Origin of the sequence: Clostridium sp. 001 (assembly GCF_019056555.1) — a bacterium.
Classification (GTDB): Bacteria; Bacillota; Clostridia; order Clostridiales; family Clostridiaceae; genus Clostridium_B; species Clostridium_B ragsdalei.
Window position 1 is genome coordinate 995,989 of the sequence record NZ_CP020473.1, and the last position, 22,619, is coordinate 1,018,607.

The 22,619-nt window shown below is 30.9% G+C and carries 20 protein-coding genes and 1 riboswitch; of the genes, 6 read left to right on the forward strand and 14 right to left on the reverse strand.

Going from position 1 to position 22,619, the window contains the following annotated elements; translation table 11 throughout:
• Positions 1-12 precede the first annotated feature (12 nt).
• From aroE to aroF, 7 genes are read right to left on the reverse strand one after another with little or no spacing between them, the layout of a single operon-like run.
• Positions 13-828, reverse strand: coding sequence for a shikimate dehydrogenase (gene aroE / locus B5S50_RS04455; RefSeq protein WP_217303208.1), 816 nt, complete (start codon positions 826-828; stop codon positions 13-15).
• 27 nt (positions 829-855) lie between these two features.
• Positions 856-1,992 carry a prephenate dehydratase gene (gene pheA / locus B5S50_RS04460; protein WP_217303209.1) on the reverse strand — a complete coding sequence of 379 codons (1,137 nt, stop codon included), beginning with the start codon at positions 1,990-1,992 and terminating at the stop codon, positions 856-858.
• 21 nt (positions 1,993-2,013) lie between these two features.
• Positions 2,014-3,096: a chorismate synthase gene (gene aroC, locus B5S50_RS04465; protein ID WP_065079574.1), complete on the reverse strand. Its 1,083-nt coding sequence runs from the start codon at positions 3,094-3,096 to the stop codon at positions 2,014-2,016.
• A complete protein-coding gene (aroA, locus tag B5S50_RS04470) occupies positions 3,074-4,354 on the reverse strand; it encodes a 3-phosphoshikimate 1-carboxyvinyltransferase (RefSeq protein WP_217303210.1) in 1,281 nt (426 codons plus the stop codon). Before aroA ends, aroC begins: the two co-directional genes overlap by 23 nt.
• Positions 4,355-4,372: 18 nt before the next feature.
• A complete protein-coding gene (gene aroB, locus B5S50_RS04475) occupies positions 4,373-5,464 on the reverse strand; it encodes a 3-dehydroquinate synthase (protein WP_065079576.1) in 1,092 nt (363 codons plus the stop codon).
• A 14-nt stretch (positions 5,465-5,478) separates the two neighbouring features.
• Positions 5,479-6,345 (reverse strand): prephenate dehydrogenase, encoded by an 867-nt coding sequence (locus B5S50_RS04480; protein ID WP_065079577.1) that lies wholly within the window; start codon positions 6,343-6,345, stop codon positions 5,479-5,481.
• A 26-nt stretch (positions 6,346-6,371) separates the two neighbouring features.
• Positions 6,372-7,406 carry a 3-deoxy-7-phosphoheptulonate synthase gene (gene aroF, locus B5S50_RS04485; RefSeq protein ID WP_065079578.1) on the reverse strand — a complete coding sequence of 345 codons (1,035 nt, stop codon included), beginning with the start codon at positions 7,404-7,406 and terminating at the stop codon, positions 6,372-6,374.
• Positions 7,407-8,015: 609 nt separating this feature from the next.
• Between aroF and B5S50_RS04490 the strand changes: the two genes are divergently transcribed.
• Positions 8,016-9,290, forward strand: a complete 1,275-nt coding sequence (locus B5S50_RS04490; protein ID WP_217303211.1) for an SH3 domain-containing protein — start codon at positions 8,016-8,018, stop codon at positions 9,288-9,290.
• Positions 9,291-9,546: 256 nt separating this feature from the next.
• Here B5S50_RS04490 and B5S50_RS04495 read toward each other — a convergent pair whose 3' ends face one another.
• The 3 genes from B5S50_RS04495 to B5S50_RS04505 all read right to left on the reverse strand — a co-directional run bounded on the left by B5S50_RS04495 (position 9,547) and on the right by B5S50_RS04505 (position 13,372).
• Positions 9,547-10,386 (reverse strand): response regulator transcription factor, encoded by an 840-nt coding sequence (locus B5S50_RS04495; RefSeq protein WP_065079580.1) that lies wholly within the window; start codon positions 10,384-10,386, stop codon positions 9,547-9,549.
• Between the two features lie 125 nt (positions 10,387-10,511).
• A complete protein-coding gene (locus B5S50_RS04500; protein WP_217303212.1) occupies positions 10,512-11,255 on the reverse strand; it encodes an SDR family oxidoreductase in 744 nt (247 codons plus the stop codon).
• 50 nt (positions 11,256-11,305) lie between these two features.
• On the reverse strand, positions 11,306-13,372 hold the full coding sequence (locus B5S50_RS04505; RefSeq protein WP_217303213.1) for a methyl-accepting chemotaxis protein: 2,067 nt from the start codon (positions 13,370-13,372) through the stop codon (positions 11,306-11,308).
• 236 nt (positions 13,373-13,608) lie between these two features.
• Positions 13,609-13,698: riboswitch (glycine riboswitch) on the forward strand.
• A 271-nt stretch (positions 13,699-13,969) separates the two neighbouring features.
• Between B5S50_RS04505 and B5S50_RS04510 the strand changes: the two genes are divergently transcribed.
• The 4 genes from B5S50_RS04510 (at position 13,970) to B5S50_RS04525 (ending at position 18,082) form a co-directional block, all read left to right on the forward strand.
• Positions 13,970-14,239 (forward strand): ACT domain-containing protein, encoded by a 270-nt coding sequence (locus tag B5S50_RS04510; RefSeq protein WP_063600686.1) that lies wholly within the window; start codon positions 13,970-13,972, stop codon positions 14,237-14,239.
• A gap of 18 nt (positions 14,240-14,257) precedes the next feature.
• Positions 14,258-15,616: a PFL family protein gene (locus B5S50_RS04515; RefSeq protein ID WP_217303214.1), complete on the forward strand. Its 1,359-nt coding sequence runs from the start codon at positions 14,258-14,260 to the stop codon at positions 15,614-15,616.
• A gap of 172 nt (positions 15,617-15,788) precedes the next feature.
• Entirely contained in the window at positions 15,789-16,847 is a 1,059-nt protein-coding gene (locus B5S50_RS04520; RefSeq protein ID WP_217303215.1) for an HD-GYP domain-containing protein, read from the forward strand.
• Positions 16,848-17,038: 191 nt separating this feature from the next.
• A complete protein-coding gene (locus tag B5S50_RS04525; protein ID WP_217303216.1) occupies positions 17,039-18,082 on the forward strand; it encodes a PocR ligand-binding domain-containing protein in 1,044 nt (347 codons plus the stop codon).
• 214 nt (positions 18,083-18,296) lie between these two features.
• On the opposite strand, the gene B5S50_RS04530 is transcribed toward B5S50_RS04525, so the two are convergent.
• The 3 genes from B5S50_RS04530 to B5S50_RS04540 form a co-directional block, all read right to left on the reverse strand.
• The gene (locus B5S50_RS04530) at positions 18,297-18,824 is read right to left on the reverse strand and encodes a 2'-5' RNA ligase family protein (RefSeq protein ID WP_065079586.1); all 528 of its coding nucleotides are present in this window, start codon (positions 18,822-18,824) and stop codon (positions 18,297-18,299) included.
• An 81-nt stretch (positions 18,825-18,905) separates the two neighbouring features.
• Positions 18,906-19,706, reverse strand: coding sequence for a hypothetical protein (locus tag B5S50_RS04535; RefSeq protein WP_217303217.1), 801 nt, complete (start codon positions 19,704-19,706; stop codon positions 18,906-18,908).
• A 104-nt stretch (positions 19,707-19,810) separates the two neighbouring features.
• The gene (locus B5S50_RS04540) at positions 19,811-21,139 is read right to left on the reverse strand and encodes a nucleotide disphospho-sugar-binding domain-containing protein (RefSeq protein ID WP_217303218.1); all 1,329 of its coding nucleotides are present in this window, start codon (positions 21,137-21,139) and stop codon (positions 19,811-19,813) included.
• Positions 21,140-21,275: 136 nt separating this feature from the next.
• Here B5S50_RS04540 and B5S50_RS04545 point away from each other — a divergent pair, with 136 nt between their 5' ends.
• The gene (locus B5S50_RS04545) at positions 21,276-21,698 is read left to right on the forward strand and encodes a DUF2000 domain-containing protein (protein WP_217303219.1); all 423 of its coding nucleotides are present in this window, start codon (positions 21,276-21,278) and stop codon (positions 21,696-21,698) included.
• 45 nt (positions 21,699-21,743) lie between these two features.
• Here the strand turns inward: B5S50_RS04545 and B5S50_RS04550 are convergent, their stop codons facing one another.
• The gene (locus B5S50_RS04550; RefSeq protein ID WP_217303220.1) at positions 21,744-22,535 is read right to left on the reverse strand and encodes an AraC family transcriptional regulator; all 792 of its coding nucleotides are present in this window, start codon (positions 22,533-22,535) and stop codon (positions 21,744-21,746) included.
• Positions 22,536-22,619 lie beyond the last annotated feature (84 nt).

The following is a 22,619-nucleotide window of genomic DNA, read 5'->3' on the forward strand; positions in this document are numbered from 1 at the left end:
TTATATCCCTCCCTATTTGTTGTACTCTATTTTAACTAATTCATCATATATTTCATTTATAGTTTCTATCGATATATTCTTTTTGTGCCAAATTTCTTCTGCTGCCACAGCTTGTGCTACAAGCATATATAATCCATTTGCAATTTTAAGTCCCATTTCTTTCCCCATCTTTAGGAAAAGTGTATACTCAGGATTATATATTAAATCCACAGCTGTATTAAATTTAGACAATACATTTTTATTTATAGGACAATTATTTAAATTAGGGTACATACCACAGGGAGTACAGTTCACTATTATATCTCCACTTTTTATTTCTCTGAGTTTTTCATAAGAAATAACTTCAAAATCACTTTGCTTAATTTTTTCAGGATGCCTGCTTACATAAGTAATATTTGAGGCACCTTCATCTAAAATGTACCTGACAACAGCTTTAGATGCTCCTCCTGTACCAAGTATCACTGCATTTTTATTTAATACATCTATGTGATTCTTTTTTAAAGTAAGACCAAAACCATAGTAATCTGTATTATATCCTTTTAGTCTGTTTCCATCAAATTCTATAGTATTTATAGCACCTATATTCTTTGCTTCTTCTGATATATCATCCATATAACCCATAACGGCAATTTTGTAAGGTATGGTTACATTTATTCCCTTGCATCCTAAAACTTTAAAAGCCTCCATACTTTTACCTAAGTTCTGAGGTTCTATTTCGAATAAATTATATTCTCCATTTATACCTAGTTCTTCTAAAACCAATTTGTGTATTACAGCTGAATAACTGTGTGATAACTTTTCCCCTATAAGTCCCTGCAAGTTGCTCATATGAATCGCCTCCTTTTTATTTACTATCTAAAAACAATCTCCTTTGTAATTCCCCAAAAGTTTAAAATATACGCTCTCTTCTTGTATGCCCTTTAAAGCATACCTAGTATCTTTATCCATAATATTTCCATTAAAATCAATATAAAAGAAGTACTGCCAGGATTTATTTATTATAGGTCTTGACTCTATTTTAGTCATATTCAAATTATTTTCATGAAAATACTTCAAAACATTATAAAGAGTTCCCGGTTCATGCGGCAGAGTAATCAATATACTTATCTTGTCACGTTGTTTATCACTTTCTATATTTTTTCCTATTATTATAAATCTAGTGTAATTATTGCTGTTATAATTTATATTTTTTTCTATTATATCAAGTCCATAAAGTTTTGCTGCATTTTTACTTGCTATAGCAGCTTTACTCTTAACATTTTGCTCACTTATATATTTGGCACTTCTAGCCGTATTAAAATAAGGATTTAGCTTCCAATTCTTATGTTTTTCCAGAAATCTACTGCTCTGCATAAATGCTTGACTATGAGAATAAACTTCTTTTATATCGGAAATAGACGCTCCCTTTACTCCTAATAAATTGTGATTTACTTCAATACATTTTTCTCCTACTATGTAAAAGTCATATTCCCCTATAAGATCATAAACCTGTGGAATGCCACCTGTAGAGGAATTTTCAATAGGAAGAACGCCGTATTTTATAATTCCATTTTTTAGAGCTTCAAATACATCTTTAAAGCTTTCAAAGTTTAATGCTTCTGATTCATTTCCAAAATACTCTAACAGTGCTTCATGACTGAAAGATGCTGGTACTCCTTGAAATCCAATTTTAAATACATCACTATTTTGCTCTTTAGGCTTAATTTCACTACTTTTAGAAGATTGTTTGAATTCTCTTTTTTGTATGTTCCTGCTTATTTCCATAACATTCTTCAAAAAGGTTTTAGTTTCATCTTTTATGGATTTATCTTTAAGATTTTTTAAGTTACCCTTTATTACCTCTTCTTCTCTTGATTTATCAAGTATATCCATAGAATTTTCTATTTTATATTCTGCTACTTTGCGAGATACTTTTGCCCTCTTTTCAAAAAGTTCAATCATTTCTTTATCTATTTTATTTATTTCATTTCTTAAATACTCTAAATCTTCCAAAATATTACCTCCACAAGTAATTTAATCTTCCATTAAATTGAACAGCGAAAGTGCTGCAGCTGCTTCTATTACTGGAACTGCCCTAGGTACAATGCAGGGATCATGTCTTCCTTTTATCTCTAAAAGTGCATCTTTTCTTTTTTCAATATCTACAGTTTTTTGAGCTTTTGATATAGATGGAGTAGGTTTTATACAAGTTCTAAATATAAGCGGCATTCCATCTGTAATTCCTCCTAAAATTCCTCCATTATTATTAGTGTAGGTTTTTATAGCATTATTGTCTGATATAAAATATTGATCATTTGCTTCAGAGCCCTTCATTTTTGATATATCAAAACCTTCTCCAAATTCTACCCCTTTTACTGCAGGTATAGAAAATAGAAGCCCCGATATAGTACTTTCTACGGAATCAAAGAAAGGATCTCCTATGCCTGGCGGCAAATTTATAACTCCAGTTTCTACAATTCCTCCTAATGAGTCCCCTTCTTCTTTTACCTTTAAAATATACTGCTGCATTTTTTCGCCGCAGTTTTCATCTAAAACTGGAAACTTACTTTCAGAAAGTTTTTCTAAACTACCTTTTTCTATAGATGTAAATTTAAAGGATTTTGGGTCTTCAATTATGCCTATACTCTTTATATGGCTGCCTATAAATATACCTTTTTTCTCTAATATTTTTCTACATAAAGCTCCTGCAAAAACTATAGGTGCTGTAAGTCTGCCTGAAAAGTGTCCACCGCCTCTATAATCATTAAATCCTCTATATTTTATTTTTCCCGTAAAATCAGCATGGCCAGGTCTTAAAAGAGAAGCTGTTTTTTCATAGTCCTTAGAATGAGTATTGCTGTTTTGTATCACTGCACAAAGAGGAGTTCCCGTAGCTCTTCCATTAAAATATCCGCTTAAAATTTCAAATTCATCCTGCTCTTTTCTAGGAGTGGAAAGTTTACTAAAGCCTGGTGCTCTCCTTTTCATCTGCTTTCTTATGTACTCTAAATCAATTTCAGTTCCAGCCTTTAGTCCATCTATTACAATGCCTATGGCTTTTCCGTGAGATTCTCCAAAAATGGATAACTTTATCTTATTTCCCCACATTCCACTCATCTATATTACCCCCCAATTGTCTAAAATCTTGCCAGAAAGCAGGATATGATTTTTTAACATATTCAGCTTCTTCCATTATTATAGGATTTACACATTTTGAAGATATAACAGCTAGTGCCATTGCTATTCTATGATCTCTCCAACTTTTAACTTTTCCTCCCTTGAGTCTTTCCTTACCATTTATAATAAGTCCATCTTCTCTTTCTTTTACATCTGCTCCAAGTTTATTTAATTCCGTAGATATAGCCTTGAGTCTATCTGATTCTTTAATTCTAAGTCTAGCTGCATTTGTAATTTCAGTGGTACCACTGCTTACAGACGCCAGTGCCGCAAGTACTGGTACTAAGTCAGGACACTGGGAGGCATCTATGTACGTTCCATGAGTTTTAGAAGGATTAACTTTTAAAGTATCACCTTTTTCTTCAATTTCAACTCCCATATCTTTTAATATCCTTATTACGGCCTTATCTCCCTGGAGAGAATTCATATTGAGCTCAGAGCATATAATTCCATCTCCAAGGGCTCCTGCAGTCATCCAGAAAGCTGCCTGAGAAAAGTCTCCTTCTATACTACAGTTATTTCTTTTATAAGTCTGATTTCCCTTAATTAAAAATTCTTTATAGTCTTTTTTGTCCACATAAACTCCAAACTTTTCTAGCATATCCAGCGTAATATCTACATAAGATTTAGATTCAAGTTCTGTTGTAACTACTATTTTTGAATTTCCATCTAAAAGGGGTAGAGCAAACAAAAGGCCACTTATAAATTGAGAACTTATATTTCCCTTTACTCTGTATTCCCCAGGCTTTAACTTTCCATTTACAGTTAAAGGTAACTTACCTTCAAAATTTCTGTAAAAAATTTTTTGCCTGTCAAATATATCATAGTAAACATCTAGAGGCCTTTCTATTAATTTATCTTCTCCCGTAAAAGTTACCTTTTCTCCTAAAGTAGCAGCTATAGGTATTAAAAATCTAATAGTAGAACCAGATTTAAAGCAGTGTATATTTGAATTTTTCATTCTAATAACAGAGCTGCCTGTTACATTTAAAGTATGTTCATCTCTTTTAATATCTACTCCCAAAGCTTCCAAAGCACTACAAGTAGCTTCTATATCTTCTGAAAAATCTACATTTTTTATGCTGCTTTCCCCTTGGGCTAAGGCAGCACATATAAGTGCCCTATGACATACACTTTTAGAAGGCGGAACTTGTACTTGGCCTTTAAGTTTGGTAGGTTTTATGGATACATATTTCATAAACTGCTCCCTTTCCATTTATTTGATCAGATTTTCAGGAAACAGAAAATTAGCTGCTTCAGACAATTTAGTGTTTCTTATCTTGCTCTTTCCTGCTTCTTCAATCATAATTAAATTAATTTCATTTTTATCTGAAGATTTTTTATCCAGTGCTATGGTGTCTACTAAAACATTTTTATCCACACCCTGTATATAAACTGGAAGCCCATACTTTTTTAAAATATTTACCATATAAGAATAAGTACCCTCTTTAGTAATAGAAAGCTCTTCCGTTCTTCCTGTTATATATGCCATACCAATGGAAACTGCTTCTCCATGGCTATATTTACTATAATTATAATATCTTTCAACAGCATGCCCCAAAGTGTGTCCAAAATTCAACAGCATCCTATTTCCTAAATCTTTTTCATCTTCTTCTACCAATTTCTTTTTTATACTACAGCATTTATATATTATATTTTCTATATTGTTCAAAGCTTCCTCTTTACTTTTATAGGAATTTAGATCTTCTAAAATAGTTTTATCTTTTATAAAACCATACTTTATAACTTCAGCCATTCCATCACTAAAAAATCTATCACTTAAAGTTTTAAGTACCTCCGGATCTATAAATACAGCATCCGGGTGATAAAAATTCCCCACTAGATTTTTTCCCCAAGGAAGGTCCACAGCTACCTTTCCACCTATACTGCTGTCTACTTGTGCCAAAAGTGATGTTGGTATTTGAACATAACTTATTCCTCTCAAATAAGTAGCTGCTGCAAAGCCTGATAAATCTCCAACTACCCCTCCTCCAAGAGAAACTATTACATCCTTTCTCTTTATCTTCAATTCACACAAATTTTCATATATTTTCTTTAGCATATCTAAACTTTTGCTTTTTTCTCCCGGTTCTATAGATATGACATTTACTTTAAATCCGTTATCCAAAAAAGATTCTTTCAATTCTTTCATATATAATCGTTCAACATTTTTATCTGTAATTACAACTAAAGTTCTCCCCTCATAAGCTTGCCGTAATTTTTTTCCTATAGAAGTTAAAATCCCCCTTTCCATATAAATTTTATATTGTTTCTTTTTAAGATTTATATTTATAGAAATTGTATTCATCAAAATCACTATCCTTATCTTTTAACTAATTCTCTTCTACTTGAGGATGCTTTTTCAAAAATATTTTTTATGGAATCTACATCTTTAGATATTATAGCTTTTTTTAATAAATTAATACTTTCTTCAAACTTTTCTATTTCTTCCACTAATATATCCGAATTCATAGTAAATAGTTCAGTCCACAGTGAAGTGTTAATTTGGGCTACTCTAGTTGCATCCCTAAAGCTTCCACCTGTAAATGACTTTATGTTTTCTTCATTCTGATCCTGTGAATTCATAAGAGATACAGCTATTACATGGGGAAGTTGACTTGTAAAAGTAATTATTCTATCATGTTTTTCTGGACTTATACAAGTTACATTACTGCATCCTATTTTTCTAGCCAATTCATGGATTAAATCAATTCCCCTTGAGGTATTTCTAGAAGTAGGTGTTATTATATAATTTGCACCTTTAAAAATATCTTTGGAAGCTCCAGCTATACCTTTAAATTCATTACCTGCCATAGGATGCCCTGGTACAAATTCCAAGCACTCTGGTAAAAATGAATTTATTTCACTTACCACACACTTTTTTATACCTGATGTATCCGTTATAATAGCACCACTTTTTAAATACTTAAAATTATCTTCTACAAATTTAACTGTATCCTTAGGATAAAGAGCAATTATTATAAGATCAATTTCCTTTAAAAAGCTTCCACCTCTTTCGTAGCCCCTATCTATAATCCCCATATTTAAAGCACTTTCAAGTGTATTTTTATCATTATCTATTCCAATAACCTGTTCAGTGTTTAAAGGCCTTAGGGCCATGGCATAAGAACCGCCAATAAGTCCCATTCCCACAATTGCTACCTTAAGTTTAAAATCAGAATCGTCCAATCCATATTCCCCCTGTCCTAGAATTTTTACACATTTACAGTATCACATGCTTTATGAATTGTTTTTCCTGGAATTTTGCTTATATCGTTCATAAGCTGTTCGAATACCTTTGGTTTTATGGATTGCTGTCCATCACATTTTGCATTAGCAGGATCATTGTGTACTTCTATCATAAGTCCGTCAGCCCCTACTGCCACTGCTGCCTTAGCTAATGGTTCTACCATCCACCAAAGTCCTGCAGCATGACTTGGATCCACTATTACGGGAAGATGACTCAATCTTTTTATGGCAGGAATAGCACTCAAGTCTAAAGTATTTCTTGTATAAGTTTCAAAAGTTCTTATTCCTCTCTCACAAAGTATTACATTTTCATTTCCTTCAGACATTATATATTCTGCAGACATCAAAAGCTCCTGAATAGTAGCAGAAAGTCCTCTCTTTAAAAGAATTGGCTTATTTGTTTTACCTAGCTGTTTTAGGAGTTCGAAATTTTGCATATTTCTTGCTCCTACCTGTATCACATCTACATCCTCTACAAATTTGTCTATCATATCCGCGGACATAATTTCAGTTACTATAGGCAGCCCTGTTTCCTGCCTTGCTATTTTTAAAAGATCTAATCCTCTAGCTCTGAGACCTTGGAAGCTGTAAGGTGATGTTCTTGGTTTAAATGCCCCACCTCTTAAAAATTTGGCGCCACTTTTTTTTACATCTTGTGCAATTTTTACAATTTGCTCTTCACTTTCAACAGAACACGGTCCTGCTATAACAGCCAGCTCATCCCCACCTATAGAAGCATTTTTTACTTTTATTACAGTGTCATCCGGATGAAATAACCTATTAGACAATTTGTAAGGCTGCTGTACCTTCTCAACATTTTCTACAAATTCATTAGCCCTTATTTTATCTGCATCCACTTTTGTAGTATCTCCAACAAGTCCTAATATAGAACATTCTTTTCCATTTATTACATTCACTGTTACGTCATTCTCACTTTCAATTTTTTGTTTAAGCATGTTTATCTCTTCCTGTGTGGTTTGTGGTCTCATAATAACTATCAATTTCTAGTACCTCCTAAAATTTTATATTTTAACTTCTATGCTAGCTATAGAAGTTATTTACCTTGAAATTTTAATTAATAATATAAAAAAGGCAGGGCTCCTAATGAGCTCTGCCTAAATTAATCAAATACATTTTGTGTACGTAAAATTATTCAATCATGTATCTACAATTATATTACTCATTAGAAAAGGATTCAATTTTTTTGGGAAGCAAAAGTAACTAGCGCTAAAATAAAAATAGCCCCAGCTAAAAGTAAAGTTAAAATAATATTTTTCACTTATTGCTTCTATTTCCTTTCTAATGATATTTTTCATTGAATTTACCCTCCATTGCAAATAATGCCAATAATTTTATAAATTAATTCTTAATCTATTTGTTCTCAATTATAACATGTTTATTCTTTATGTCAACAGTAAGTTTCCAGTTTTATTTATTTTTATAGTATAAAATATGAAAACTTTACTAAAACTAATGGAAAATTATTTTAAACCATAGTATAATTAAATTAAACATTTTTTTAATAATATTAAAAATAAGTATATTATATAAAATTTATGTGAATATAAAATGTTATTTTTAAATATACTATAATTTCAGGAGGAAAGAGCATGAACACGTCCAAAAAACTGATCTTTGCTTTTTTTATATCAGCATCTCTTATGAATAGTAAGGGCTTGGTAAGTACTGTATATGCTGCTGATGTACCAAATATGAGCAGTAGCGCTTATACTGCTGTTGGAAATATATTTGCAAAATCAGGATACACCGGGCAATGTACCTGGTTTACTTATGGAAGAGTACTTGAAAAATTAGGAATTGCACTGCCATCACAATTTTACGGTAATGCAGTGGACTGGTGGTATGCAAATGCCAGTTCAAACGTATACACTTACGGATCGGAACCTAAACCAAATTCCATAATTGTATGGGGTGGCGGTCCACATGGATACGGTCACGTTGGTTTTGTAGAAGAAGTAAGTGGAGATACTGTATATTTTAACGAAGGTAACTTTAATATAAGAGGTAACTATGATGGAAGTGAAAAAACGCTTTCAAAAGAAGCTATAAAAAATAGAGGAAATTTATATCTTAAAGGATACATATATGTAGGCGGTGGCAGGAAATCTATTCCAACTAGTAATCCTTCACCTAGCAGTAACAGTAATTCAAATTCAACTCCTGTTACTAGTGTTTCTAAAACAGGAATTGTTAACATTTCAAATAGTAGTTCCACATTGAATGTAAGAAGCGGAGCAGCTACATCCTTTGGAGTTGTAGGTGGTTTAAAGAAAGGCCAATCCGTTTCTATAGTAGGATCAGTTGGAAGTTGGTACAAAATTAAATATAATTCTTCTTACGGATATGTGAGCTCTTCTTTTATAAATACGAGTTTCCAAGCTAGTCCTAGTAGTCAGCCTTCTTCTAATTCGGGAGCGCAATATTTATCTCCAGCTTCTGCTAAATCAGGTTATGTTAAGCTTAGTGACAGTGGATCATCTTTAAACTTAAGAACATCTCCAGGAGGTTCTGTAATAGGATCGCTTGCTAATGGTACTGCTGTAAATATATTAGGTACTAGTGGAAGTTGGTATAAAGTAACTGCAAACGGGAAGTCAGGATATGTTTCTTCTAGCTACATAAGTAATTCACAGTCCATAGTAGCAACTGCTGCAAAAGTTCAGTCTACAACTTTAAAAACTGGTACTGTAACATTAAGTAGTAAATCTTCAGTATTAAACTTACGAAGTAACCCTTGGACTGGCCGTATTGTATCCACTCTATCTTCTGGAACCAAAGTAACCATAACAGGCACAGATGGACGTTGGTATAAAGTGACAATTGGTTCCTTAACAGGATATGTTCATTCAGATTACATCAAGTAATTCTTAGGTTCAGATGGAGTTTGATTATAAGGATTACTTTCTCCAGCTGAACCTTATTAACAGTATTCTTAGTGTCTTTAGCACTTAGAATACGTTATCCTTTAGGGGAAGAACTTATCCAGGCGCGTAGCAGTGCTTATCCCCCACTTTGATAGAAGATGGGAGTATTAGCAATGGTAGCGATCGGATAAAATAAAAAAATAATATTGTGTAGATGGTTCTACACAATATTATTTTTTTATTGTCAAAAGAAACATTACCTTTCTTTATTTATCTTCATTTTCATTTTAATATTTAATTTATCCATTAAATAATCTTTATCTGTTCCATCATCAGGAAAAATAACATAGCTGCATTTAAGATCGTATTCACTATACTTTTCATTCATAATTTTTATTTTATTGTAAGCACATTCCATCTGATGAACAATTGAAACAATTTTTCTATAATTACAGTCTGGAACTACACTTATAAAAGTAGATAATCCATATTTTTCAAATAAATCTGGTACCTTAAAAAGACTTCTCAATTTTTCATAAACTAAATCAAGTAAAATAAGATAACTGTCTTTTACTTCTATTTTCTCATCTTGTTCTGTATAGTATTTTTTTACTAAGCTTACCATGGTAATTGAAAGCTTTTTATTTTGTGCCCCACATTTCACAATTTGTCTGGCAATATACTCTTGAAAATTCAAGTATACTATTTCTTCTGGTCTATCTGAATTTCTACTAGATTTTATGAGTTTCGTTATTCTTTTAACTAAATTTTTACTATTGAAAGGTTTTAATATATACTCTGAAGTACCTTCTTTTATACCTTTTATAAATGCTTCTCTAGAATTTAATTTTGTAAGTATCATTACAGGAATGTTTAATTTTTTAGCCTTTATCTTTTTAAGTACTTCAAATCCATCTTCAGTGCTTAATCCCACTTCAAGTATTATCAAATTTATTTCTTCTTTTTTATCATATAATCTATTAAAGAACTCAAAGGAATTTCCACATTCATATACCCCAATCCCCGCATCTTCCAATACGCGTCTCACCCTATATCTTACATATATCATATCATCTAATATTATAACTTTGTTCATAATTATTCATCCTATAACATCAATATTTTAACCATCCCTTTTATTAAAATTAATTTTTTCCATATTCTATTTATCGTCCACTACTGCTATTATTTTATATGTATATTACACTAAAGGTTCATTTCTCATATCATTCCGCCATCTACGGTTATTATCTGTCCTGTTATGTATTCAGATGACTCACCTGCCAAAAAGCATACAGTTTTTGCTATGTCTTCACATTGTCCAAATTTGCCCATAGGTATATCTTCCATTAAGTTTTTCTTCTCATCCTCTTTTAACCAGGAGTTCATTTCCGTATCAATTACCCCTGGTGCAACTGCATTTACCCTTATATTCGAAGGTGCCATTTCCTTCGCAATAGATTTTGTAAAAAGATTTATTCCCCCTTTAGATGCAGAATAAATGGATTCACAAGCAGCACCTACATTTCCCCACATAGAAGAAATATTTATTATAGATCCTGCTTTTTTAGAAATCATATGTTTTAATACAGAGTGAGTACAATTAAGTACCCCCTTTAAATTCACATCTATAATAGAATTCCATTCATCTTCTCTCATATCTATAAAAAGTCCTATTTTAGAAATTCCTGCATTATTAACAAGTATATCTACTTTTCCCATTTTACTTAATGCATATTGCACCATTCTTTCAGCATTACTATATAAACTAACATCTCCTTGTACTACCATTCCTACGGAACCAACTTGTTTTACCATATCTAGAGTTTGATAAGCCCCTTTTTCATCTTTTTTATAATTTATTACTACATTTGCACCGCATTTTGCTAAATTTATAGCAATACTTCTTCCTATTCCTCTGGAAGCTCCTGTTACTATTGCTACTTTTCCGCCTAAATTTTCCATAATGATTTTATCCTTCCTACATTAACATAAAATTTACTTTTCAATTAATATTATACATTAAATTTACTTAAAATGTGAAGAAGCTCCTCAGACCCACTTGCATTTCTCATAGTATACAAAGATATGGCCCTATTTTCATTTGCTATTTCATCTATATTATCTGATATATCTACGGATGCTTTAGTTCCATCATTTGAAGAACCCACTATAATACACATTATTTTAGTTATTACTAAAAAAGACTCATCTACATTTTCCATAAGCCCACAAACCTTTTTTAATACAGATTCAAATCTCATTCCGTCTTTTTCATAATCTTTGCTTATGTCTACCATTTTTCTGTAATCCGACAAAATATTTTCCTCTAAAATTTTCAATACACTTTCAGCTGATTTTGAGAGTTTTTCTACCGATTTTAAAGCACTTTTTACATTTAATTGTATATTGCTTACCATATCAGAAGATTGCATAGCTAATTTTCTTACCTCTTCTGCCACCACCATAAATCCCCTGCCATATTCGCCAGCCCTTGCGGCTTCTATATTGGCATTTAATGCTAATATATTTGTTCTATCTGATATAGTTTTTATTTCCTCAGCCATTATAGAAATATTTTTTACTACTTTCACATTTTCCAGTGCATGTCTTAATTCATCACTATACTGTGTATAATAATTTTCAAAGTCATGCTTTGAGCTTTCCGTATCTTTTTTAATATTTAAAGCCCTTTCCCTTATGTTTTTTGCAAGAGCCAAGCCTTGATTTGCCTCTTTTGCTAAGTTTTTTATTTCATGCTTTACATTTGATATCTTTTGGTTCACTTCTTCTATAGAAGATAAGTTCTCCTGCATATTAGAACATATTTGTGAAGATTCATCTGAAACCAATTTTATTTCCGAATGCGATTTTTCAAACATTTTATTTACATTATCCGCAGCTTCCAAAGCTTCTCCGCTTTTTAGTTTTACTTGTTCTATAATATACTCTATTTCATTCATTGCATAGTTTAATGCTGAAGCCGTATCTCCAAATTCATCTCTTTTGTCAATTTGTATTCTGTAGTTTAAATTAAACTTTGATAATTCCAGAGCATACTTTCTTATTTTATGTAGTGGTTTTTTTATAGTTCCGGCTATAAATAACCCTATAAAGAATCCTATCAAAATAAATAGAACAGTTATCATAATTATTTTGTATTTTAACATATTTACTTCACTAAATATTTCACTCTTATCTATAGTAAGCCCTAACGACCAATTTAAGTCAGCTATTGGTGTATAGGCCATAAACATATCTTCATTATCTTTTTTATAGTATCCCGAACCACTTTTACCTATTATCATATTTTTTTCTAAAGTTGCCAGTTCATTTAAAGAATGATCTTTTTTTTCATCTTCTATAGTATTATCTTTATTTAACACCAGTTTCAAATCCTTATGTGCTACCTTAACCCCTTCCTTATTTATTATAAAGCAGTATCCACTTTTACCCAGCTTTTCATTTTGAACTAATTTATTTAAACTTTCCATACTTATATTTGAAAATAATACTCCTACAACTTTCTCATAAGAATCTTTTATTGGAACTGCCACCGCCATTATTTGCTGCCCATCCGTATTCATCACTGGATCTGAAATAGATATTTTTCCACTTAACGCATTTTTAAGGTAGTAATTCTTGGTATCCTCTAAATTAGCTTTAGTCTTTTCACCAGTTTGCATATAAATCATACTCTTTGAATCCATCACATTTAAGTTCACATATCCTAATTGTTTTGCTCTCATCTTAAGAAGAGGTATCTGTATTGAAGTATTCATGGATTTTATAATATCATTTGATGCTAACTCTTCAATTGCTTTAACATCCTGTTTTAAAGTTGCATCTATGAGTTTAGAAGATTCTATTGCTCTACTTTCAAGCGAAGATTTTATACTATCTTCCATAGCTCTATAAGCACTGTAATAAGATGTCATTCCTAATATACTGCATATCAATATTATAAGTATTCCAATCTCACAAACTATCTTCACTCCCACACTGTTTAAAAAAGATAGATTAAACTTTTTCTTCTTACCAAAAAATAACTCTGAGACGCTTAAAAATAATTTTTTTAACATAAAATTCCTCCAGTATATAAATTTACATTAATCATATTTTTTATTTTAATGTAGTATTTTTAAGCTGTTGTTAAATAGAACTTTTTTTAACGTAAATTTAACCTATGATAACCAACATGTATATTCCAATAAAATTTACAATAATATATTTGAATTGGCTTTTTTAATATGATATAATTGTGATAATTTAAAAGGGTCGGATGAAAATAGTGGGATTAAATTTTTAAACCGTTATTAGACGAACCTCTGGAGAGACTCTTATGAGCACCGAAGGGGAAAGCCAAAGTTGGGTGAAACTCTCAGGTACAAGGGACAGAGGATTTTATACAAAATGATAATTATTGACTCAATTAATAGTTATTGTTTAAAATCTTATTTTCCAGAGACTAATTTAATTTGGTCTTTTTTTTTATCCGATGACTACCTGCTCTAATACTTCCACTTCTCCAAGTAGAAGTAAAGAGCAGCTACGTCCCTGGATAGTGATTTCTAAGCATCATGTGGAGTTAAAACTCCACCTCATGCCAAGAACTCTGTTTATAATTGCTAATAATAGAATTAATCAATACAAACTATTTAAAGGAGATGGATTATAAAATGAAGTCATTTATAACTGTACTTGGAGAAGATAAAACTGGTATTATTTACAAGGTAACTTCTGTACTATTTGAAAATAACATAAATATTTTAGACATAAACCAAACTCTCATAGAAGGCTATTTTACAATGGTAATGCTAGTGGATTTATCAAAAATGAAAACAGATTTTGTAGAACTAAAGAATGATCTTGAAAATAAAGCTAAAGAAATAGGAGTTGTCATTAAGCTTCAACGAGAAGACATATTCACTTCTATGCACCAAATTTAAACTAAGGAGTTGAGTTAAATGATAAATACTAAAGACATTATGGAAACCATAAACATGATTGACAAAGAAAATCTAGACATAAGAACCATAACTATGGGTATCTCTCTTTTAGATTGTATAGATAGTGATGGAAAAAAAGCAAGAACTAAAATTTACGATAAAATAACTAAACATGCTGAAAACCTAGTAAAAACTGCCAAGGGGATTGAAACAGAATATGGTATACCCATAATACATAAAAGAGTATCCGTTACACCTATTTCACTCATAGCCCAGGCAAGCTCTGATAAAAGTTATGTAGAATATGCCAAAATTTTAGATAAAGCTACCCAAACTTTAGGTATTGACTTTATTGGAGGTTTTTCAGCACTTGTACATAAAGGTTATACTAAAGGTGACAAAATACTTATAGAGTCCATTCCAGAATCTCTAGCTGTTACTGAAAAAGTCTGCTCTTCTGTAAATGTAGGAACTACAAAAGCAGGAATAAACATGGATGCAGTAAAAGATATGGGAAGAATAGTAAAGGAAACTGCCTATCTCACTAGAGAAAATGAGAGTATAGGTTGTGCAAAGTTAGTAATATTTTCAAACGCGGTAGAAGATAATCCTTTCATGGCAGGAGCATTTCATGGAGTTGGAGAAGCTGATTCCATAATAAACGTAGGTGTTAGTGGTCCTGGCGTTGTAAAATGTGCTCTAGAAGAAGTTAAGGGACAAAATTTCAATGTAGTTGCAGAAACAATAAAAAAGACAGCTTTTAAAATAACAAGAATGGGTCAATTAGTTGCTGGAGAGGCTTCAAAAAGATTAAATGTTCCTTTTGGTATAGTAGATTTATCCCTTGCACCTACACCTGCTGTAGGAGACAGTGTTGCAAGAGTTCTTGAAGAAATGGGCCTTGAAAGCTGTGGATGCCCAGGTACTACTGCTGCTCTAGCATTATTAAATGATGCAGTTAAAAAAGGAGGCATAATGGCAGCATCTCAAGTTGGAGGATTGAGTGGTGCATTTATACCTGTAAGTGAGGATGAAGGTATGATAAGTGCAGTAAACTCAGGGTCCCTTAACCTTGAAAAATTGGAAGCAATGACTTGTGTATGTTCTGTAGGTCTTGACATGATAGGTATACCTGGTGATACTCCTGAATCCACTATATCTGCCATAATAGCAGATGAATCTGCTATTGGAATGATTAATAATAAAACAACTGCCGTAAGGGTAATTCCTGTCTATGGCAAAAATGTTGGAGATGAAGCAAATTTTGGAGGACTTCTTGGAAAAGCACCTATAATGCCTGTAAGTAAATTTTCAAGTGAAAGTTTCATAGCTAGAGGTGGAAGAATTCCTGCTCCAATTCATAGCTTTAAGAATTAGATTTTACACTTAGAAACCCCATATATTCTTCATGTTGAATATAAGTTTAAATATAGGTATAAATAAAATTTAATTTTATTGTAAACATGTTTAGAAATACAATAATATTACGATAACATATACATAGTTACTATATATTGCTATTCTAATGATTTATATGAGGTGAGATAGTATGTTGTCAAAAAAGAAATTAGTTCGAATAAGCGAATTAGAACCAGGAATGATATCAGCAAGTGATATAACCTTTGAAAATAAAATGCTGTTAGCTAAAGATATTGCCATTACGGAATCGGCTATAGAAAAGCTAAAACAAAATATTATTGTAGATGAAGTAGAAATTTACGTAGAAGATACTTCCGAAGATCCTTTAACCGCTAAAATCGAAACTGTAGAAGAACTTGAGAATACTTTTAATGAATTTTCTTACAATTTGGAAAATATATTTGATACTATATCTAATTTAAAAGCTCCTGAAATAAAGGAAGTAAGAACTTTTTCAGAAAAAATACAGGAAGAGTTTAATTCTACAGGACTAGTTATTAAAAATATAGTATTCCATGGAAGTGGCAATGATACCATTTACAGACACAGCGTAAACGTAGCAGCCGTAAGTTTTATACTTGGAAAATGGTTGGGGTTTAGCAAAAGGGATATAAACTTATTAACTTACTCAGCAGTATTACATGATTTTGGAAAAATCAAGATAAGTAAGGATATTATAAATAAGGAGGGAAATCTCACCCCAGAAGAGTGCAAAATTTTCAAAACTCACCCTGCCATAGGTTATAATTTTGTAAAAGAAATTCCTTATTTAGATTCTTCCGTAAGTTATGGTGTATTAATGCATCATGAGAGAATGGATGGATCTGGGTATCCATTAGGTATTAAAGAAGATAAAATTCATAAATTTGCTAGAGTAATAGCTATTGCAGATTTGTTTGATGATTTGAGTTCCAACAGATATTGTAAAGAACTAAGCGGCCCTTTTGAAGCTTTAGAAATTATTCAACAGCAAAGCCTTGGAAAACTGGATTGCCAATATTGTACTATGTTTTTAAATCACATAGTAAACTACTATATGGGTGAAAATGTACTTTTAAATAATGAACAATGTTGTAAAGTTATCCAAGTTGACATGAATGATTTGAGAAATCCTCTTTTACTTGATGACAATGGATTCCTTGACTTAAAAAAAGAAAAAGATTTATATGTTAAAAAGCTGGTTATTTAATAACCAGCTTTTTGTTCACTTTTTATAACATTTTGTTTTACAGTTGTATACATTTACTAATAATTAGCGTCAGTTCCATATAATAATCACTAAATCCTTGCTTTTAATATACGATATAGTATTATAGACTATGGTTTAATCACTTTTTAACAAACCACTATTACATTATATAACATAGGAGGATATTATTTATGATAAGATTTACCGATAATGATAAAATTGACTTAGACGTATTAGAAATACAAGATGTTTTAGATATTAGTACACTTCAAAAATTTCAGGATAACTTTGCTGATAGTATGAATATTGCAAGTGTTACAGTTGACAAAAACGGACAACCTATAACAAGACCAAGCTCTTATACTGACTTTTGTTTAAATCTCACCCAGTCAACTTCCAAAGGAACTTCCCGCTGTGCAGAGTCACATAGTAGAGGAGGTGCAGAAGCAACAAGGACTGGCAAACCGTATATTTATACTTGCCATGCGGGTTTGATTGATTTTGCCGCTCCTATAATAATAGAAGGTAAATCAATAGGAACAATACTTGGTGGACAAGTTGCTTATTCTAAAGTAGATGAATCAGTTGTTCGAAAAAATGCCGCAGAAATAGGTATCAATGCTGATAAATACGTAGATGCATCAAACAAAGTCTATACAGTAAGTGAAAAAAGCGTAAGAGCAGCTGCTGAAGTTTTATTTATCGTGGCAAATTCACTTTCTAAAATAGGTTATGAAGCACTTTTACTTGGTGTATCTACTAAAAATTTATCTGAAAATTTTGGTCAAATTTCAGCAACTATGGAAGAATTAGCTGCTTCAGCTGTAAATGTAAGTAACAATCAACATCTTTTAAATGAGGAAATAAGCAGAGTTAAAAATATATCTATGGATATAAATTCTATATTAAATTCCATAAAAAGTATTGCAGATCAAACAAAAATGCTTGGTTTAAATGCTTCTATAGAAGCAGCTAGAGCTGGAGAAGCTGGAAAAGGATTCAGTGTAGTAGCTGCAGAAATAAGAAAACTATCTCAGGATTCTAAAGAAACTGCTTCTAAAATAACAGATCTTACTAAAAAAATACAAGAATCTGTAGATAAGGCACTAGAAACTTCCAGCTCCACTTTTGAAACTACAGAACAACAGACATCTGCAATAGAAGAAGTATCTGCTAATGTCCAGGAAGTTTCCGTAGTAGCAGATACCTTAAGTAACATGGCAAATAAGAACTAATTTCTAAGTAAAAAATTCAGCTCTAATGTCTAATATAATTTACTAAAGAACAAATAGCAAAGAATAAATAACAAATGATGACAATTTTCTTTCTAACGTAAGAAAATATTAAAATTATAGATTCCCTGAGGTATGAAGGAAATCATCATTATTTGGACTTTGATATTTGTTCTTTAAACTTTTAAAAACTCTGTCAATAAATTTTACTGGATTTTTATTTTAAATCATATTTTTTTAATAACATCCACGTATTTTTATCCCATATGTAAAGGGATATATTATCAAAATACTCATCAAAATCACAGGGATATTTGTTCACATAATCCCATATTTCTTTAAATTTGTCCTGTATCCTCTTTGACACTATAGTACAATGAAATACTTTATTTTTACCCTCATTGGATTTGAAATTTATCCATGGAATTTTACTAAGTTCATCTATAAGTGCATCATGTGTTTTCTTTGCCTCAGGTGACACCTTCACATCCATATAAATTACATCTTCTCTAAACTTACCATATCCCTGGATTTTTATTTGAGTCTTATGATTGCTTTTTTGAAACTTTTCTAAAACCTTCAACATATCTTCAATTTTATCCGTTTCAAAAGGTGCCTTTATTGTAAAATGAGCCGGTAATTTAGCTTTCCTCTTTTTAAATTTATAGCATACATCATTTCTCAACTTTTCATGAAATTTTAGTGCATTACCACCTATAGTACATACAAGAACATAACGTTCCAACTTGATATCTCCTTTCAATGCAAATATTCCGTATATATTTTCACCATATTTAAAATTGAAATACCTAATTTTATTTTTTTGTCAATGTTTTATTACAGTTAAAACTAAACTTATTAAAAATGTTATTGCAGAAAGCAGTACAGCCAAAATTAGAAAAACCGTTATGAGAACATTATATTTAACTATGTTTTCAATGGATAAATATTTTGTCCATCCAACAACATTAAGCATTAACAATACTAAAAATATAGTAATTAATCCTCCTGAAGCTCCCCTAATATCTGCATAACTCAATGATATATGGGAACATATGCAGATTGCTATAAATAAAAATATGTAAAAGTAGGGATTATGAAAATTGGCAGTAGAAAATATAGTTTTTACTAAGACTTTATACATACTGAATATGTGTACAGCCACAACTTTATTTATAACAGTTACATGGGAATTTACCTTTAAAATACTTATAAATTCATCATAAGCTCTAGGTATCATAAAACGCATTAGAGCAACTACAGACAAGATACCTCCAAATATAGGTGCAGTTCCTATAAAAAAGTTTCCTACCTGCTGATAAATACTATTTTGATTATAACTGTGCTCTACATATCCCATTACCCCATTTTCATCAGGTCTTTGCAGAAGCTTTATAGCAGTTATTTTGTGTCCAAAAATAACTGCAAATATTGCATGACTCATTTCATGTACTGGAACCCCTATAAAGCCCGTTATCATTATGGATTTCATGCCAAAACTTCTAGCAAAATTTTTTATAGTGTAGTTTCTCATAATTCCAAGTAACATTCCAACTAGTATTATCATGCCTGTCAAATACACTGTTTCTATACAGGTCCTAATTAACATTTGTATTAAAAATTCCATATTTATCTCCTTTAATAACACTACTTTCTATATTATTTCATAAACTTAAAGGTCTATTAAACATATATTTATAACAATCTTCTTCCTTTTAATTTACTGCTTTTTTAAACACTATAAGATACGTTCTTCAATATATATTTCCATATTGCGAGAGCAGAATTTTTCTTGCCATCTACCCTATCCAAAACTTTTTTCAACTCCTTTATACTTTCTTTATAAGAAGGATTTTTCTCTACAGTTTTTACTGCAGATTGTATGTTATTTGCATTCCATTTGTGTATGGGAATTCTTATTGCTCCACCTCTAGCTTCTACATTATCAAGATTTATCTGCTGCTCTGGCTGTATGGCAAATCCAACAATGGGTGTTCCACTTGCAATGGCAGTTTGTATTGTACCCTGTCCACCATGAGATATAACTACATCTGCAAGCGAATTAACTAGGGGCGCTGGTACAAATGCATCTGTTATATAAATATTTGAGCTATCTTTTGCACAGGCAATTGCTTCATCAATTGGACATACTGCCTTAGGAGCTAAAATTACTGCACTCCATTTTTTGCCTATACCTTGAGTTAACGCCTTTATAGCCTCAAACAGGTACTCCTTTTTTCCTGAACTTCCAAGAGTACAAAAAATTTTTAAATTCTTGTTATCAGAGTTAAAAACTTTTAAAATATTTTCATCTACTACTCTATCATTTAAAGAAGATGCATACAATGGTCCTACAATTTTAAAAGTATCTGGTAGCATGATACCTTTATAAAATTCCTCAAAGTCATTTACAATTGTAAAGTCAGCTCTCAGCATATCAAATAAATTATTTATAGGTTGTCCTTCGTAATTAAATTTTCTAAAAGCTTCTATAATATTAGTCTGTATAAATGATGGATTTTTTAGCATTAAAGATTTAGGTATAGACCTTATTATTTTTTTACGAAGCTTTAATGGCAGATAGGTTAGAGGCTTAACCATGTCTGGAATATCTTTCATCAATTTATTAAGAGTGTCTTCATGTAAAGGTATGGGAAGATAGCAAATACCAGGCACCGGTTTATTAATCATTCTACGTGCAATACCTGCTATTGGGTAAAAGCCATGTATAACTACATCAGGCTTTAATTCATTAAGTGCATCAATTTCTCCCTTAATCAATTCAAAAGCAAGTTTTTTATCACCAATTAAATTAAAACTAGTAGGTTTAAAATCCTGATGAAATCCTATTCCAGGAAGTTTAGGATTACACTTATAAATTTTAAATCCATTAGAAATTACTTTTTCTTCAAACCTACTCCCTGTAGATAAAAAAACTATGTCTACTTCATAGTTCTCAGGACAAAATTTTCTAATTCCATCTGCTATCTCCAGAGCACGCGTTGCTTCTCCAGCATCTGAAAGTATAACTGAGAAAGCAATATTTAAGTGTTTTTTCATGCTTATATATCTCCTTTCAATATAATTTCTTACTAAATATACCACTTGTAAAATTTAAAATTTACATGTGCAATTTTTTACTATATATAAATAAATCATTATATTATACTATAGAAAAACTTAGGAGGATTTATATATGAACTGTACTGATAAAAAATGCGTTATTATAATTGATAAAGAACTGCCTTTAGGATTAATTGCCAATACTTCAGCTATCTTAGGTTGTACCTTAGGTAAATCTATAGGAAGTATTGTTGGCGAAGATGTTTCTGATATAGACAACTTTCCACATAAGGGAATTGTAAAAATACCAATACCAATACTATCATCAACCAAGAATAAAATAAGGGATTTCTATAATAGAGTAAAAGAAAAATACAGCAAAGAAATAACCATAATTGACTTTAATGACGTAGCTCAAAAATGCAAAATATATGATGATTACATACAAAAATTATCTTGCACTGATTCATCAGAATTAAACTATCTTGGAATTTGTTTATATGGCAGTAAAAAAACAATTACAAGCTTAACCGGAAGTTTGCCGACATTAAAATAAAAAAATTTCATTAAAAATAATAACTGCACCACTTATAGGCTGCAGTTATTGTTTATACATACCTGGTGTAACTCCTGTATAATCTTTAAAATATTTTATAAAATGACTTTGATCATAAAATCCAGATTCCAGCGCTGCATCCGTAAAACTTCTATTTTTTCTTATGAGCCTTTTGGCATAATTTATCCTTAGATTAGTTATATACTTGTGTGGTGATATTCCATAACAATTCTCAAATTGTCTAACTACACAGTATTTACTCATATGTGACATTTCAGCTAAATCTTTCAGAGTTAGATTATTTAGATAATTTTTATCTATGTATTTTTTAATTTTTTCTAATTCAGCTAGATTGGGAACTTTAACGGCTTGCTTATTCCAATTTTTGTCCCTGTCATATTCTAAAAAGGAAATATAATTTATAAGTTTAGTCTCATTTTCAATATTCATTATGTTATTTTCAATGTCTGCAAATAATTTGTAAGCATTTTTAAATGCAATTTTATTTAATTTTATATATGAAAATTTTATACCTAAGTTATCTCTATTAAATACAGTTTTAAACCAATCTTTATTTATATAAATCATTCTAAAATTCCAATTTTTATAGCTATAAGGAGTACATTTATGAACTGTATTTTGTGGAATTATCAAAATTGTATTTTCCGAGATTTCATATTTTCCACTTTGCATTTTTGTACTGCAGCTTCCCTTTTCAACTAATCCAATAGAGATTTCATCATGAAAATGTTCTTTACATGAATGTATTGAGTTTTCACATTTTTTTATTTCTACATTTCCATTATAATCACTGAAATAATATCTTATTCCCTGCATTTTTCCTCCACACTATTTTATATATACTCAACTTTTGCATATATAAAATTTTGACTTAATATAAAAACTTTGTGAAACAATATT